Consider the following 15,400-nt stretch of genomic DNA (forward strand, 5'->3'; position numbering starts at 1 on the left):
ATGATTTACTTAACAGCCCCTAATGTCATACCCTTAACAAAATATTTTTGTAAAAACGGGTACACACAAATAATAGGGAGACTTGCTACAATGGTCATAGTAGCCTGAATTGACTTAGGGGTGACAGCTTGGACAGCACGCTCACCACTTGCTTGAGCAGTATTCCAATCTCCATTTGAAGTTGCTGTGTTTTGAAGGATCTTCATTAACTCATATTGCAAGGTCGTTAAATTCTCGTTACTTGAGTTATATAAAAATACGTCAAACCATTGGTTCCACTGGCCTACAGCAACAAATAATGCTACCGTAGCTAAAACCGGTAAGGACAGAGGCAGCACAATTTGAAAGAACACTCTAAAGTCCCCTGCACCGTCAATTCGCGCTTGTTCAAAAAGACTTTTAGGAAGACCTTCTATAAATGAGCGCATAATAATAAGATTGAATGCACTTATTAATCCCGGTAAAATATACACCCAGAAAGTTCCAATTAAATGCAAATCTCTCATTAAAAGGTAACCTGGAATTAATCCCCCATTAAAATACATCGTCATAATAAATATGATGGTTACAGACTTTTTAAAAACAAATTTTTCTTGAGCGATCGCATAGGCCACCATAGCTGTACATAATAATCCAACCCCTGTACCCACAACTGTTCTAGCAACAGAAACAAAAATGGCCTGAATAATCGATGCTTGACTGAAAACATATTCATAGTTTCGCCAAGTAAATTCTCTTGGCCATAAGTAGATTCCACCTTTCACAGAATCTGTTGCGGCATTTAAAGAAAGGGCAATTTGGTTTATAAAAGGATACAGCATAATAACACTAAGTAAAATCATGAACAGTATATTAAACGTATCAAAAACTACATCTTCTCTCGTCCTCATCAAACTATTTCTTTTTCTAACTTTTAACATTTTTATCACCCTCCTTAATATAAACCGCCTTGGCCCATTTTTTTCGAGAATGAGTTAGCTGCCATCAAGAATATCAAGCTAATTACTGTTTTAAACACTCCCGCTGCTGTTGCCAATGAAAAATTGAACATAGAAATACCATAGTTAATAACAAATACATCAATATTCTCTGAGAACTCTATATTTTGACCATTACCTAATAAATATTGAGCTTCAAATCCCGCCTCAATGATATATCCAATATTCATAATCAAAAGGATGACAATGACTTGCTTCATTCCTGGAAGGGTAATATATCTAATCCTTTGTAAACGGGAAGCCCCATCAATTTTTGCTGCTTCATATTGTTCTTGATCAATCATTGATATGGCTGCTAAATAAATGATCGTATTCCATCCTACATTTTTCCAAACCTCTGAGGCACCTAAAATCCCCCAGAAATATTCACCTTTCCCTAGCCAAAGAATTTCCTTGTCAATGATATTCAGTCCCATCAGTATTTCGTTAACGATTCCATCAATAGACAAGACAGAGGAAACAAGTGCTGCTGCTACAACCCAAGAGAGGAAGTGAGGTAAATAACTAATAGTCTGAACAACTTTTTTAAATTTTAGATTCGTTAATTCATTGATTAATAGAGCTAACCCAATAGCTGTAACAAACCCTAAAACTAAATTAATAACACTTTGTGCCAATGTGTTTCTAAGAACACCTAAGAATCGATCATCAGTAAATAGAAAAATGAAATGCTTAAAACCTACCCATTCTTGTTCTGAAAAAGGTCGAGCTGGTTTAAAATCCTGAAATGCCATTGACCATCCCCAAACAGGGAAATATTTAAAAATAAATACCCAAATGACAAAAGGCAATGTCATTAATAATAATGCCTTTTGACTCCGACATTTTTTAATAAATGCTTTCATACCCTTTTCTTGATTTAGTTGCACAATTGGAGACGTATGTGATTTTACTTTTGTTTGTGCCTGCATGATAAGACCGCCCCTTCCTAATTGATCATGAACAATGAAGAAGGCTGAACTTCTCTCTATAGATCATTCAGCCTTTTCATTAAGATTCTTATCTACTTGCCCATTAGTTCAGCTTCTTTTTTAACGGATGCTTCTATTACATCTTCATAAGCTTTATACGGCAATTTATCAAATTCTCCCTTAAATTTATCCCACTCTGCATCAAATTTAGACGGATCTGCAAGTATGATATCAGGGTATGACCGTTTGATAAGATCACGGGACTGTTGGTCATATAACTGTGCTTCAGAGCCAGTTTCGATCACTGCATCCCAGAACGGGAACCATGGTGCCGGATCCGGCTCAGTGAATAAATCCGTAAATGTTTCAATTTTATAGGCTTCTAAGAACTCTTTGTCCACTTCATCATAAGCAAGTTGGGCAACTTCAGGTTGAACAGCTGGATCAACAGAGTTACCATCATCAAATGTACCTCCCATAATTGGCCAGTACCAACCTAATGCTTTAAAGCCAAATTCATCTCTAAATTCTTCTTTGTTCACTAAATCAATTTGTTCCTGAGTTCGGTAATAACGACCTTCTTCATTTACTTCATACGTTTCTCCTTCAATTCCCCATGTAATTAACTTTTGAGAATCAAGCTTTGCCATATGATCTAAAAACTTAATAATTCTAATCTGATCTTCTTCAGAAGTACCTGACGTAAGTCCCATCCCCGGAGAAGTAACGTAAGATTCTGGATTTAAATACTGATCTTTGATTCCTTCCTCAAAAACAATCGGGAAGCCCATATAATCATTATAAGGATCATCATCCAGCTCAAGTGTGTCTAATGCTGTACCTGATTCCCAACGCGGTCCAAACCATCCAACAACTCGTCCTGAAGAAATCTTAGCCAGATATTCATCAAAGTTTTGTGTAAAGGCTTCTCTATCAAATAGTCCTTTAGCATTTACTTCATTTAATATTTTGAGCCATCTCTTTGTAATATCCTGATTATGATGAACAGATACTTCCAATGTTTCATCATCAACCATTATTCCTTCCTGTTCACCTGATAAGAATGCCGGCGGGTCAAAAAGCTGTCCAACATGCCAATCGTATTGTAATAATGTATAAGGAATGGTATCTGCTCCATCTGTTTTAGGATGGGCTTTTGCATATGTTTCAACAATCTCAAAAAACTCATCTATTGTTTTTGGATGTGGATAACCTTGTTCTTTTAATGCTTCACGTTTAATCCAAAATGCACTTTGTCCAACATTTGGAGGCTTAATATAACCATTTGATACACCAGATGGAAGTATATAAATATTTCCATCCTCTTGTTTCATTTTCTCCCAAATTGGATCATACAATTTTCTAAGGTTTGGAGCATGCTCCTCAATAAGATCATTAAGTGGTACAAATCCTCCTGCATCAATAACATCATTTGTCGCGTTTTGAGCATTCAGTAATTCCGGGTATTCTCCACTAGCAATCATTGTCCCTATCTTTTGGTTACTATCTCCAACGATATGTTCAATGTCAAAGTTAACTCCGGTTGCTTCTTCAAACATTTTTCCAATTTTGGTATCAGCTGTGTTAACGTCTTTACCAGTTGAAGATGCATTAAAGAATTTGTAAGTAAAGACTTCTCCTTCTTCTTGTCCAGCACTTTCTTTGTTTGTACATGCCGTTACGACGGACAGCACTAGCATAAGACATAAAAACAAAACTAGAGACTTTCTTTTTACCACTTTAACTCCCCCTTTTTAATGATTACTTATTGCTTCACACCAAGTTGTAAGCACTTTCATTATAACTTAGACACTATTTATTAGTGACCTGACAAAGTATAGTTTTTACTTTGTAAACTTTAGTGATGTTTGAAATGGTTGTTTTCTCACTTCGTTATTTTGGATTAAAATTAGTTCGTTCCATTGCGCTCCAGACACTATACAGTTAAATAGTAGGTTTCAAAAGCAACAACCTTGCAAAAAAGCCATTTAAATAAGAAAACCAATGTACACCGAAAAAGAATTCGACACACATTGGTTTTGGTTTTTCTATTAATCTCTTGAAAGTAAGTAAAAAATTAATTTTTGTATTCAAAAAACGGAAGAATAATTTTTACTGTTGTTCCTACACCTTTTGTGCTTATTATATTAAATTCAAACTGATTAGAGTAATGTAATTTTAAACGATAGTAAACATTTTTTATTCCAACATGTTCACCAATGTTTGCAACCTCATCTAATGATTGCATGACCTGTTCATATTCCTCTGCTTCCATTCCCTGCCCATTATCATTTATCTCACATACTAGCTTTTCATCACTACGTTTGATTGAAATGGTGATCATCCCTTTTCCTTTTATCGGTTCAATACCATGAATACTGGCATTTTCAACAAATGGGATGAGTGACATGTTTGGGATTAGGCACTTAGCAGCTTTCGGATCTATATCAATATGGTATTGCATTTTATCATCGAATCTATAATGCTGTATTTCTAGAAAGCATTTAATTAAATAAATTTCTTCATCTACTGTAACCCAATCTTTTCCCCAAATAAATGATTTCCTAAGCATTTTAGCAATGTTTTCTATGATTTTTGCTGTTTCATCTTCTTTTTTTAATATGCTTCTCATACGAATAGTTTCTAAAACATTAAATAAAAAGTGTGGATTGATTTGACTTTGCAAGGCACTTAACTGAGCCTGCTTTCGTTGTAATTCTAAATCCTTCTTTTGAATATCTGCGACATACACTTCATTTATCAGTCTCTTAATTTTAGAAGCCATCCTGTTAAACGCATGTGTTAGTTCACCAATTTCGTCCTGATCATCTACTCCTTCTATCAGCTCAAAGTTTTGATCTTCTACCTTTCTCATATGTCTTAAAATACGTATTATTCGTAAATGAAGGGAGCTTGTTATATAAATAATAAAAAGGGATGGGAAAATTAAATTAATAAGTGCTAAATAAAGGATAAAATTCCGTGACCCTTTAATATCCTCAAGTAAAACATGTTCTTGAGTAACAGCAACCACTTTCCAATTATTCAAATAAGGAAGATTATATGACTCTTCAAAAATAACTTTATCGTCAGGTAATGAAACGGATTTATACGGATATTTGCTTTCAGACCAATCGATCTTTGAATTTGTCGTATATTCAATAGTACCCTCATCATTCAATAAATATAATTCTCCCGGAAACGTAACATCATGAAAAATACTATGCATTAATCCTGCTTCAAGATTTATCTCTAGTATTTTCTGCGTAGAATTCTTAGAAACAAAATAATCCATTTCTCTTATTAAACTAAACATATCATGTTTTCCTGAATCTCCAACACTTCTTATTAAAACTGGGTAGGAGCTTCTAATTAATTCTGATTCTTTATACCACGTGGAACCTTTAACAAGTGTGTCAATTTTACTGATCCCACCTGCATATATGACAGTATCATTATCTGTGTATAGCTTAATAGAATGAACAGATGGATAAAGTGACACTTCTTTACTTATATCCCCGAAGTAATCGTGATAAGCATGGATAAAATCTATCGATGAGTTATACTTCGTTTCTAAAAGATTGTATAGTTCATAGTCCGTGTAAATCATAGAGGAAATTCCGACAGCATCATCTATAGATGTTTGGAAATCGTTTGCTATCTGTTTCACAGAAAGAGACATATCATTCATTTTCTGTGTTCTAACATTATTGGTCGTAACATGATAATACGCGATATGGGTTAATGTGATTGGAATAAATACAGTACAAATATATATGATGAGCAGTTTGTTTCTTAAATTTAGATTATTAAACTTATATATCCTCATGGTAACTCCATCTCGGTCATTTTCCCCTATAGTTTTTTTCGATATTGAGTCGGTGTCATACCAGTGGTTTTTTCAAATTGAGTGACAAAATAATCTGAATTGGAAAACCCCACATTTTCAGCTACCTGATAAATTCGCATATCCGTTTGTCTTAGCTTTTTCTTTGCTTCACTGATACGGACTTGTAAAAGATAATCTTTAAAGTATAATCCATACGTTTTTTTAAACAACTGTCCCATATAGACTGGGTTCATAAAAAATTGATTAGCTATACTCTTTAATGTAAGGTCTTCTCTGTAATGTGTATCAACATATTTTTTTATTCTACGTATATTTAGTTTTCCAGAATCTTTATTCAATTGATTTAAAAGTATGGCGGCTTCTAATATAAATTCCAAAAATATTTCTTTTATCTTTTGTAAAGTACGAGGCAGGTTATCCCAATTTAACATGGTTTGAAGGGAGGGGACATTTTTTTCATCCCCATCCATCGACTGGATGGTTTTAACTACTTCATGAACTACCCGATTAATGGACGTTCTTACCGCATCTTTTGCAAACGCTTTTTCCTGAAATTGCTCAAACATTTTATCGATTGAATTTTTTATTTTAGAAATTTGATTTTCTTCTATATGCTCCATCAGTGTTTGGTATAAACCATGATCAAGCTCTATATAGTTCACAGCAGACACTTTTGTTTTGCCATAATTAATGGGGTTTTCTACGGGTTCTAAGTACTTGAATTGTAAAGTCTTTACTGCCGTTTCATAGGTCTCCTTGATTTCATCGGGATCATTTACAATTTTCCCAACAAATATAGAAACATCCGTATTCAAACTGCCGATTAACTTAGTCTTTATTATTTTTGAGAATTGCACTATATTCCCATTGAATTGTTGAATCTCCTCACTTTTGACTAGTATGCCAATACGATTATTGCCATGTTCACGAAATAAAGTAGTAGAATGAAGGTCTTCACCATGAATCGTTTTACTTATGACTTCACGTATCTTTGTCGCATTAACCATAACATTGTTTATCTCAATAATCATATACGCCATTCCTGTTGTTTGGTTAATATTCAACTTTTTCATACAATCATGACGATGCTCTTCTTCTAATTCTCCAGTTATTAATTCATTAAATGCAGTAGTAGCAAGAATATTGTTTCTATTTCGGTCCACCTGTAATTTCTTCGTATGCTTCTCCGCAACCTTTTTAAGTGTCTCTTCTATCTCATCTTTATCAACTGGTTTTAAAATAAAATCATGGACACTATACTTAACAGCTCTTTGAGCATATTTAAAATCACTATATCCAGTAATAATAATAAAGTTTGGAGGAGATTTCTTTGACTCTACTGTCTGCTTTATCAACTCGAGGCCGTCTAACACCGGCATCTTGATATCAGTAATGACCAGATCGGGATCATTCAACTGGATGTACTCTAAGGCATCTTCTCCATTATCAGCTTCTGCACAAACTTTAAAGCCACAGCTTTCCCAATCAATGAGATTAATCAATCCTTTGCGAACAAATCGATCATCATCTACTAAGAATACTTTGTAAGCCATAGCCATTCCCTCCAATCATATGGGCCCTTCGGCATATACCGCATACACATATATAACGCTTTCATTTTATCATACTAAAAGTCAGATAGACTCACAATGTTGACTTAACTGATTGCTGCTTATCTTCTAATCTACGAAATCCGATTAATGCACAACCCATTATAATGAAAGCGAATGTGCTGGTCGTTATTAAAGGAATTAATCCCGGTATTAAAACTAGCAGAAAATAAAGGAGGGTTAATCCTATTACAATAAGCATGGTCGTGATAGGACTAAGAATACCGATTAAAAGAGCATGTCTAAAATATTGATTAAATTTCAAATCATAATGTACATATACAGGTACAATATATAATAAAGAGATAAAATAGATGATACTAATAAAAATCAACCCTATTTGAAACAAATAATATGTTGCTCCAGTCATATTTTGAATATATAAGAAATCAAGATATAGTAAATAACCAACTAATGAGAAAATTAATCCGATCAAATTAGACTTAAAAAATTCTTTCTTATAAGTTAAAGCAAAGGTCTTTAAAATTTGTTTTCCAGTAGTATCCTTTAGTAGCAAGTGACGAATAACCGTAAACATTGCAACTGTTGCCGGAAAAATACCAAATACAATAAACCCAATCAGCACACTGCCGATCCACAACAAATTAATGTATGCCAACCACATGACCCATTCTAACAACAGATAAAACTTTGTTATATTGAGAACTTTCCCCATTTTCTTTCTCCCTTCATCTTTATGATAAGCCCATAAATAACTGATTATATGGAAAATAAGAAGGCAGATAGCTCAAAATCAACCTTCTTACTTTATAGAATGCATATAGATCCTTTTTGACAAATACGAATTACTATTTTTCCATAGTTAGGAAATTCGAACACACTCAGAAATCTGTAAGCACTTACAATTATATCCTTTTCATCATTCTTCAATTACCCTATAAACTATAGATTTTACTTTAAAAAACTTAGACCGGTCCAACTTATTCTGCAATTATTTCCAAACTGTTTTTATTGTTCGATTCTCTCAAATCAACTTACACAAGCCCAAAAAACTCCTATACGTAAGATTTTGCTGTAAGAAATAAACAAGCAATACATCTTTAATAGGAGTTTTTTCTTTTAATTGAATAACAGTTTAAATTAAACAATCAGTTTTGTGAAACTGCAAAATAATCTTTTCCATTGTTCTCGGAAAGGCTTAAATTCGTATAATCAAAATATTTAAAGTACCCTGCTTTTCGTTGTCCACTTAAATCTTGTACACACATACCAATAAATGTTCCTGTAAAACGAATATAATCTGCATCGTCATCTGAAAGATGACTTATATCTACTTTTGGCCCGATTTCTTGCCACTCGCCATGAACTTCCTTATAGTAAAACTGCAACCACTGTTTATCGATTTTTGCTTTTAATTTAGTACCTTCCGATGAGTTTAGTGGAACATCCTTCTCTAACAACTCATCGTAACTACCATGTTTTGATTCAATAATCCCTAGACATTTTCCTAACTCCTCGTGATGCGTTATACGGAGATATACATAATCTTCAGTATCATAATAAATGATAAGACCTGCCATTTGTTGAAAATGTTCAGGATTAAATTCTATTTCCGTTTCAACCTCCACCTGAAAACTTTCCAATCTTCGAGCTAAAAGACTTTGGTGGTGAGTGGATTGCATGGATTCTCCACCTTTAATTGTTAAATATCCTTTTCGTTCCTCTAAAGAAATCCAATCTTTATTGAATTCTCTTCTGAGAGAATTCCAATACTTTTTCAAAGAATTCTCCTGAAAATCATCATAGTTATTTTCTATTTCAAATGGATGATGTTCTAAATCAGGTGCTTCTACTTCAATCTTTGGATGTGGACCACCTTCCACACGAATCCAATTATCCTCTGTCCAATAACATTTTTGTATCGCTGTTTCACGACCTAAGATACACTTTTTATCAACAACAGGACGTCCACACAAATGAGCCATATACCATTCTCCATTCTGTGTTTCTACAAAACTAGCATGTCCTGATTTTTGTAATTGGCTCATATCATTTTGATTTGAAGTAAGAATAGGATTCATAGGGTCTACTTCATATGGACCTTGTAAAGACTTCGATCTAGCAACTGTTACTGAATGGGTGTACCAAGTACCACCTTCTGCGGTTACTAAATAATAGTAACCATTTCTTTTATAGATATGTGGAGCCTCTGTTAATCCAATACTAGTACCTTTAAAAATATTTTTAACAGGACCTACTAATCTTTTTTCTTCAACAGAATATTCCTGCATAACGATTCCTGCAAAAGAATTCTTTCCTTTACGGTGATCCCAAATCATATTCACCAACCATTTTGTTCCATCTTCTTCATGGAATAAGGAAGGGTCAAATCCGCTACTGTTTAAATATATTGGCTCAGACCATGGTCCTTCAATATTTTCAGCTGTTATCATATAGTTATGGGTGTCTTTAAAAGCTCCCATTCTACTCTTTACATCCGTATATATTAAATAAAATAGTCCATCAGAATAACTTAATGCAGGAGCCCAGACTCCACCTGAATTAACGTTTCCAATCATATTCAATTGACTAGTACGCGTTAATGGATAAGTAAGAAGTCTCCAGTTCACCATATCCTTTGAATGGTAAATTTGAACTCCGGGAAACCATTCAAATGTAGAAACTGCAATATAATAATCATCTTCAACTCTTATTATGCAGGGATCCGGATGATATCCTCGCAATACGGGGTTTACTATTTTATTCATAAAGTCCCTTCCTTTCCTATTTTAACGCCTTACAAACCGCATAGAGTTACACTTTCCTTTAACAAAAATCATATTAGGCTAAAAGGGAATATCCTATATATATCAAAATATTATTCTCATTAAACTACACTTATAGTTAAACTTGTTCTTTTTCCTTTTCCATTGCTTTCATACCAGCTTCTAATACCTCAATAATTCGATCTGTATCATATACACTTCCACGCCATGTACCTCCACTTACTGCCTGTAATGCAGCCCACAGTCTTGTGTCATCAGGAAGATCCTGGTGTGGTTTAAGGTCAGGATGCGGCTCACGTATAGTTAATATTTTTGTTGCTTCTTCTATTGAAACCCTTGCATCTTTCGTTCCAACAAAGTTAACAGAACCAGTCAATTCATAACAGTCAACTATGATTTCAATCACATCTCCATCTCGTAGTTTCCCAATAGGACCGCCGCCCAATGCCTCTGGACCAACATGACCTATACATGCACCTGTTGAAACTCCCGAAAAACGAGCATCTGTAATGAGTGACACATATTTACCAAAAGGTAGATACTTCAATGCTGATGTTAGCTGATACGTTTCTTCCATTCCTGTTCCTGAAGGACCTCCCCCCATAACCACCATGATATCTCCTGCTACAATTCCACCTGTTTTAATGGCTTTTATAGCTGATTTTTCTGACGTAAAAATCTTCGCTACTCCAGTATGACGATATACCCCGTCTTCCCCTACTCTACTAGGATCGATAGATGTTGACTTGATGACAGAACCTTCTGGCGCAATATTTCCTGTAGGGAATGTAACTGTAGAAGTTAAACCTCTTTCTCTCGCTTTTATCGGATTCATAATCACTTCATCAGGGTGAATTCCATCTGCATCAATTAAACGCTTTCTTATCTGAGCGCGTCGCTCTGAGTGCTCCCACCAATCCAGATTCTCCCCAAGCGTATTTCCTGTAACAGTTAATACATCTTCGTGTAATAGTCCTAATTTTCGTAAATGAAGCATAACTTCCGGAACTCCACCTGCTAAAAACACTCTTACAGTTGGATGATTATCCGGTCCATTTGGAAGTACACTTACCAAACGTGGAGTTTTCTTGTTAATTCTAACCCAATCTTCTACAGTCGGAATCTTACATTTTGCAGCATGGGCAATAGCCGGTATATGAAGTAATAGATTTGTTGATCCTCCAAATGCCGCATGGACGACCATAGCATTTTCAATCGCTTTATCAGTAATAATATCCTTTGTCGTTGTTTTACTTTTCTCCATTTCTAATACTGCACGTGCAGACTGTCTTGCCATTTCTGCCCAAATTGGCTGACCAGATGGAGCAAGAGCTGAATGAGTAATGGCTAAACCTAATGCCTCTGCAACGACCTGTGCAGTAGCAGCTGTACCTAGAAACTGACACCCGCCACCTGGTGTTGCACATGCGACACAACCAAGTTCGGCAGCTTCCTTCAAACTGATTTCTTTGTTTGCAAATCTCGCACCAATTGTTTGTATTTTCCCCGCATCTTCACCAACTGTTGGTGGAAGCGTTACACCACCTGGGACAATAACCGTTGGTAAATCTTGCATTCCAGCAAGGGCAATCATCATCGCTGGTAATCCTTTATCACAGGTAGCCACTCCAATCACTGCACGCCGTGTTGGAAGTGACCTTATTAGACGGCGGTAAACAATCGCTGCATCATTTCTAAAAGGAAAGGAATCAAACATCCCTAACGTACCTTGTGAACGTCCATCACAAGGATCGCTAACAAATCCTGCAAAAGGGACACCATTTCGTTCACGAATTTCTTTTGCAGCTTCTATCATTAATAAATCTACTTCCCAATGTCCTGTGTGATATCCTAAAGCGATTGGACTTCCATCATAATCCCGGATGCCGCCTTTCGTACCTAGAATCAAAACTTGTTTTCCAAGAAGATCCTTAGGTTCCCAACCCATACCAACATTTTGAGTAAGTCCGAATAGATCTCCACTAGGGGAATCTTCAAGCATCTGCGTGGTAAGAGGAAGTGCACCGATTGGTCCTTTAGCATGTGTTTTCACTTTATAAAGAGACTGTTCTTCTTCACCAAAAATTGAATGTAATGACATATTAATCACTCCAGATTAAGTTGATTATTTTCATCAAAAATTGTGGATACCGAAGGAATAAACCCCTGTTAACTTTTTGAAATTTTCATTATCATCTCTCTTTTAGACAAATTAGTTTTATATTATAAAACACAATGCTATTATATAAATTTCTTGTGTTGATTATAGCATAAACCCCTAAAAAGTAAACACTTACATTGGGATTAATTGGCTAAATCATCTACTTCATTTCTTCTCATTCTTATTAAAAGAATTCAGTTCTTGATTGCAATTTCATCATGATTATATTACTGTAAAATTACAATAAGAAGTGTTTGTATTTTTCGAATACTACTTAAACTTTTAAATAAGAGGTAAAAATAAAAATATGCCTATTATCCAATCTGTCCAACGTTCTCTTAAAATTTTAGATCTTTTTGATGAACATACAAATGAGCTTAAAATTACTGATATAAGTGAAAAAATGGGTCTCCATAAAAGTACTGTCCACTCGTTATTAAAAACACTTCAAGAGTCCGGATATATCGATCAAAATCCTGAAAACGGCAAGTATAGGCTCGGATTAAAACTTGTCGAGAGAGGGAATTTAGTTATAAGTACAATTGATATCAGAAAGATTGCGAAAAGTTACCTTTTGGATCTATCGAAACGTACAGGTCAAACTACTCATCTCGGAATATTGGATGGAAACGCAGGGGTTTACATTGATAAAGAAGAAGGAGAAAAATCAGTGATCCGTTATTCCCGATTAGGTCGGAGAATCCCTCTTCACTCTACAGCGATTGGAAAAGTACTCTTGTCACTTCAAAAGCCAGAAGTGATTACTCAATTGTTACAAGACTATGAATACACTTCGTCTACAAAAAAAACAATTACAAATGAAATGAATCTTTTGGAAGAGCTTGAAAAGGTACGTCAACTTGGATACGCAGTAGATAACCAAGAAAACGAAATAGGAGTCCGTTGTATAGCAGTCCCTATCAAAAATCATAATAATCAGGTTCTTGCTGCGGTTAGTATTTCAACCTTAGTATCTAGTGTGAATGATCAGAAGCTTGAAGAGTTTATTGTTCTACTTAAAAAAGTAGGGCATGAGTTATCTGACCATGTAAGATATGGATTACCGGATTAAGTACGTCTTTAGATATCATGCCATTAAGGGGTTTAGCAACAAATAAGCCAATTTGGAATAGAAGTTGTTCTTCTATTCCAAATTGGCTCTTAACTTCGAGCTAGTTACTTAACTATCACTTCTTGACTACCTTTGTTTATAAGCTGTTATTACGTAAATAGCTTACTTTGTACCGGATAAGGCCTTTGAACTACCCTTTCCCAAGCTCCTTCCAAGATACGCTTAAACACAATCGCCTGTTCCCAACGATCTGATATTTCTTTCGAATCAGAAGATGTTTGTTTTGTTATTGAGTAATCTGGAGGTCCAAGCTCACAGACAAGCGGTAGAACATCTCCTTGTTTTGCTTCCTGCAACCAGTATGACATTCCTTTCTCCCACCATTTAACAAAACGCTCTGTTATTGGATGGCTGCCATCTGATCCAATGTCGATTTGTATTTGATGACCATTTGATACACGTGCATGGATGGAGGACGTTCTTTTCAATAAAATATCAAAACATTCTTCTGCTTTAGCAGAATGACATCCTTCTCCAGCCACTACATAATGTGATAAATCGATTGTTAAACGTAGATCCGGAATTTCTTTTACATAGTTCACTGTTCGAATTAAATCCTGGGTAATCCTCCCCCGATGAGTTTCCACAAAATATGGGATATTCGCCTTTTTTGCCTCGTCTACAAGATTTTTTAATAACTGAACTGCTTCTTCACCAATAATAAAATCATCCATTACCTGGGAACTCACGTATTGGACTCCAAATTCTTTTGCTTCTACTAGTAACTGCTGAAGATCTTCGCTTCTGGATGGAAAGGAATGGATTCCGAAGCTAAATTGATATTCATCTAGTAAGCGTCTCCATATCACCTTTTCATTTTCTTTTGGAAGCTCACCCATGATACCCGTAAAGCCTGCTTCAGCTATTTTTTCAAACTTTTCCTCCATCGTCCATTCTCTGTGACCATTCCCTAGTCCATTCATAGCCCACCAAGACTGTTGAATATCGATTTTCACCTTTTCATCTCCATTCTCTTCATTTCTATTGTTCTATCAACACCACTTAATGAGGGTATTCAGCATCAAATACTTCTCCACATGGACCTGAATCCTGATTTGTATCTGGTTCTACCTTACTTCCATTCTCTCTAAATAATGGGCTATAAAAGCTTCCAATCTTTGTCGTTGACTCTCCGGCATAATGACAAATAAATGATTTTCTAAATCGATCCTTCGTTTTATTACGATAGGAACCGTGAATCAAATTTCCATTAAAGAACAATACATCCCCTGCATCTAATATAGCTGGTTCAGCTTTTAAGCCTTTTGGAACCTTTACATAGTGAGTTGTAAAAGATTCCTTCGCATCTGCTTTTTCGGGACAATAAATATCATCGTTATTCGTTTTCGGCACGACGAGTAATGTACCATTTTCTTGATCAGCACGATCAACCGCAGTCCATGCTGCAATACAAGTCCCTGGTTCTACTTTCAAATAAAAGTTATCTTGATGGAGAGCCTGCCCGCGCGCTCGAGGGGGTTTAAAGTAAAACATACTTTGAGCTGCCAACGCCTCTTCGCCAAATAAATCATTTAGTATTTTCATTACTTTTGGATGTAACATATATCTCATTGCAACATCATTAACACGGTGTGGATGCATCATTCTGGGATATCGTTTTAACGGGTCATGTTCACCATCTACTAATGACGAGTCTAAATCAGGCTCAAAACAACCAGGAATGACGTCATTACTCATTTTCATAAAATTTTCATCAAGTTCTTTCATTTCTTCTTTCGTAAATACTTCTTTCACAATTAAATACCCTGCTTGTTCAAACTGTTCTCTTTGTTCAGGTGTAATCGCCTTTAACTTTGTTGCCACTACTCCCATCTCCTTTATCGTCATAAATGTGATTCTATATCAACAAGTGTAAATACTTTTTTCTTATTGTTGAAGTAATGAAACAACTAAAAACTATAACAATCCTGCTATTCTTTAAAATAACCAGTATGATATATTGAAAGGATAAAAGGGTTTACATAAATCCC

General features: G+C 35.2%; 11 protein-coding genes. 1 reads left to right on the forward strand and 10 read right to left on the reverse strand.

Features of this window, described 5'->3' with window-relative positions:
- Positions 1-5: 5 nt before the first annotated feature.
- The 8 genes from BK577_RS22765 to BK577_RS22800 form a co-directional block, all read right to left on the reverse strand.
- Positions 6-920: a carbohydrate ABC transporter permease gene (locus BK577_RS22765; protein ID WP_078435042.1), complete on the reverse strand. Its 915-nt coding sequence runs from the start codon at positions 918-920 to the stop codon at positions 6-8.
- A gap of 14 nt (positions 921-934) precedes the next feature.
- Positions 935-1,909, reverse strand: a complete 975-nt coding sequence (locus tag BK577_RS22770) for an ABC transporter permease (RefSeq protein WP_078435043.1) — start codon at positions 1,907-1,909, stop codon at positions 935-937.
- Positions 1,910-2,001: 92 nt separating this feature from the next.
- Positions 2,002-3,648, reverse strand: a complete 1,647-nt coding sequence (locus tag BK577_RS22775) for an extracellular solute-binding protein (protein ID WP_245823565.1) — start codon at positions 3,646-3,648, stop codon at positions 2,002-2,004.
- Positions 3,649-3,986: 338 nt separating this feature from the next.
- A complete protein-coding gene (locus BK577_RS22780) occupies positions 3,987-5,738 on the reverse strand; it encodes a sensor histidine kinase (protein ID WP_078435044.1) in 1,752 nt (583 codons plus the stop codon).
- A 26-nt stretch (positions 5,739-5,764) separates the two neighbouring features.
- Positions 5,765-7,312 carry a response regulator transcription factor gene (locus tag BK577_RS22785; RefSeq protein WP_169908450.1) on the reverse strand — a complete coding sequence of 516 codons (1,548 nt, stop codon included), beginning with the start codon at positions 7,310-7,312 and terminating at the stop codon, positions 5,765-5,767.
- Between the two features lie 91 nt (positions 7,313-7,403).
- Positions 7,404-8,045, reverse strand: a complete 642-nt coding sequence (locus tag BK577_RS22790) for a YesL family protein (RefSeq protein ID WP_078435046.1) — start codon at positions 8,043-8,045, stop codon at positions 7,404-7,406.
- A 433-nt stretch (positions 8,046-8,478) separates the two neighbouring features.
- Positions 8,479-10,098 (reverse strand): glycoside hydrolase family 43 protein, encoded by a 1,620-nt coding sequence (locus BK577_RS22795; protein WP_078435047.1) that lies wholly within the window; start codon positions 10,096-10,098, stop codon positions 8,479-8,481.
- Positions 10,099-10,234: 136 nt separating this feature from the next.
- Positions 10,235-12,217, reverse strand: coding sequence for a YjhG/YagF family D-xylonate dehydratase (locus BK577_RS22800; RefSeq protein WP_078435048.1), 1,983 nt, complete (start codon positions 12,215-12,217; stop codon positions 10,235-10,237).
- Positions 12,218-12,584: 367 nt separating this feature from the next.
- Between BK577_RS22800 and BK577_RS22805 the strand changes: the two genes are divergently transcribed.
- The gene (locus BK577_RS22805; RefSeq protein WP_078435049.1) at positions 12,585-13,349 is read left to right on the forward strand and encodes an IclR family transcriptional regulator; all 765 of its coding nucleotides are present in this window, start codon (positions 12,585-12,587) and stop codon (positions 13,347-13,349) included.
- 149 nt (positions 13,350-13,498) lie between these two features.
- Here BK577_RS22805 and BK577_RS22810 read toward each other — a convergent pair whose 3' ends face one another.
- Complete coding sequence (locus tag BK577_RS22810; RefSeq protein ID WP_139367421.1) at positions 13,499-14,365, reverse strand: sugar phosphate isomerase/epimerase family protein; 867 nt, start codon at positions 14,363-14,365, stop codon at positions 13,499-13,501.
- 46 nt (positions 14,366-14,411) lie between these two features.
- A complete protein-coding gene (locus tag BK577_RS22815) occupies positions 14,412-15,233 on the reverse strand; it encodes a phytanoyl-CoA dioxygenase family protein (protein ID WP_139367422.1) in 822 nt (273 codons plus the stop codon).
- Positions 15,234-15,400 lie beyond the last annotated feature (167 nt).

This window comes from Metabacillus halosaccharovorans (genome assembly GCF_002019635.1).
GTDB lineage: Bacteria > Bacillota > Bacilli > Bacillales > Bacillaceae > Metabacillus > Metabacillus halosaccharovorans.

Excerpts from the sequence above, each read along its gene's own strand:
- BK577_RS22785 (WP_169908450.1), bottom strand. The coding sequence starts at position 7,312 with ATGGCTTACAAAGTATTCTTAGTAGATGATGATCGATTTGTTCGCAAA.
- BK577_RS22765 (WP_078435042.1), bottom strand. The coding sequence starts at position 920 with ATGTTAAAAGTTAGAAAAAGAAATAGTTTGATGAGGACGAGAGAAGAT.
- BK577_RS22795 (WP_078435047.1), bottom strand. The coding sequence starts at position 10,098 with ATGAATAAAATAGTAAACCCCGTATTGCGAGGATATCATCCGGATCCC.
- BK577_RS22770 (WP_078435043.1), bottom strand. The coding sequence starts at position 1,909 with ATGCAGGCACAAACAAAAGTAAAATCACATACGTCTCCAATTGTGCAA.
- BK577_RS22790 (WP_078435046.1), bottom strand. The coding sequence starts at position 8,045 with ATGGGGAAAGTTCTCAATATAACAAAGTTTTATCTGTTGTTAGAATGG.
- BK577_RS22780 (WP_078435044.1), bottom strand. The coding sequence starts at position 5,738 with ATGAGGATATATAAGTTTAATAATCTAAATTTAAGAAACAAACTGCTC.
- BK577_RS22800 (WP_078435048.1), bottom strand. The coding sequence starts at position 12,217 with ATGTCATTACATTCAATTTTTGGTGAAGAAGAACAGTCTCTTTATAAA.
- BK577_RS22805 (WP_078435049.1), top strand. The coding sequence starts at position 12,585 with ATGCCTATTATCCAATCTGTCCAACGTTCTCTTAAAATTTTAGATCTT.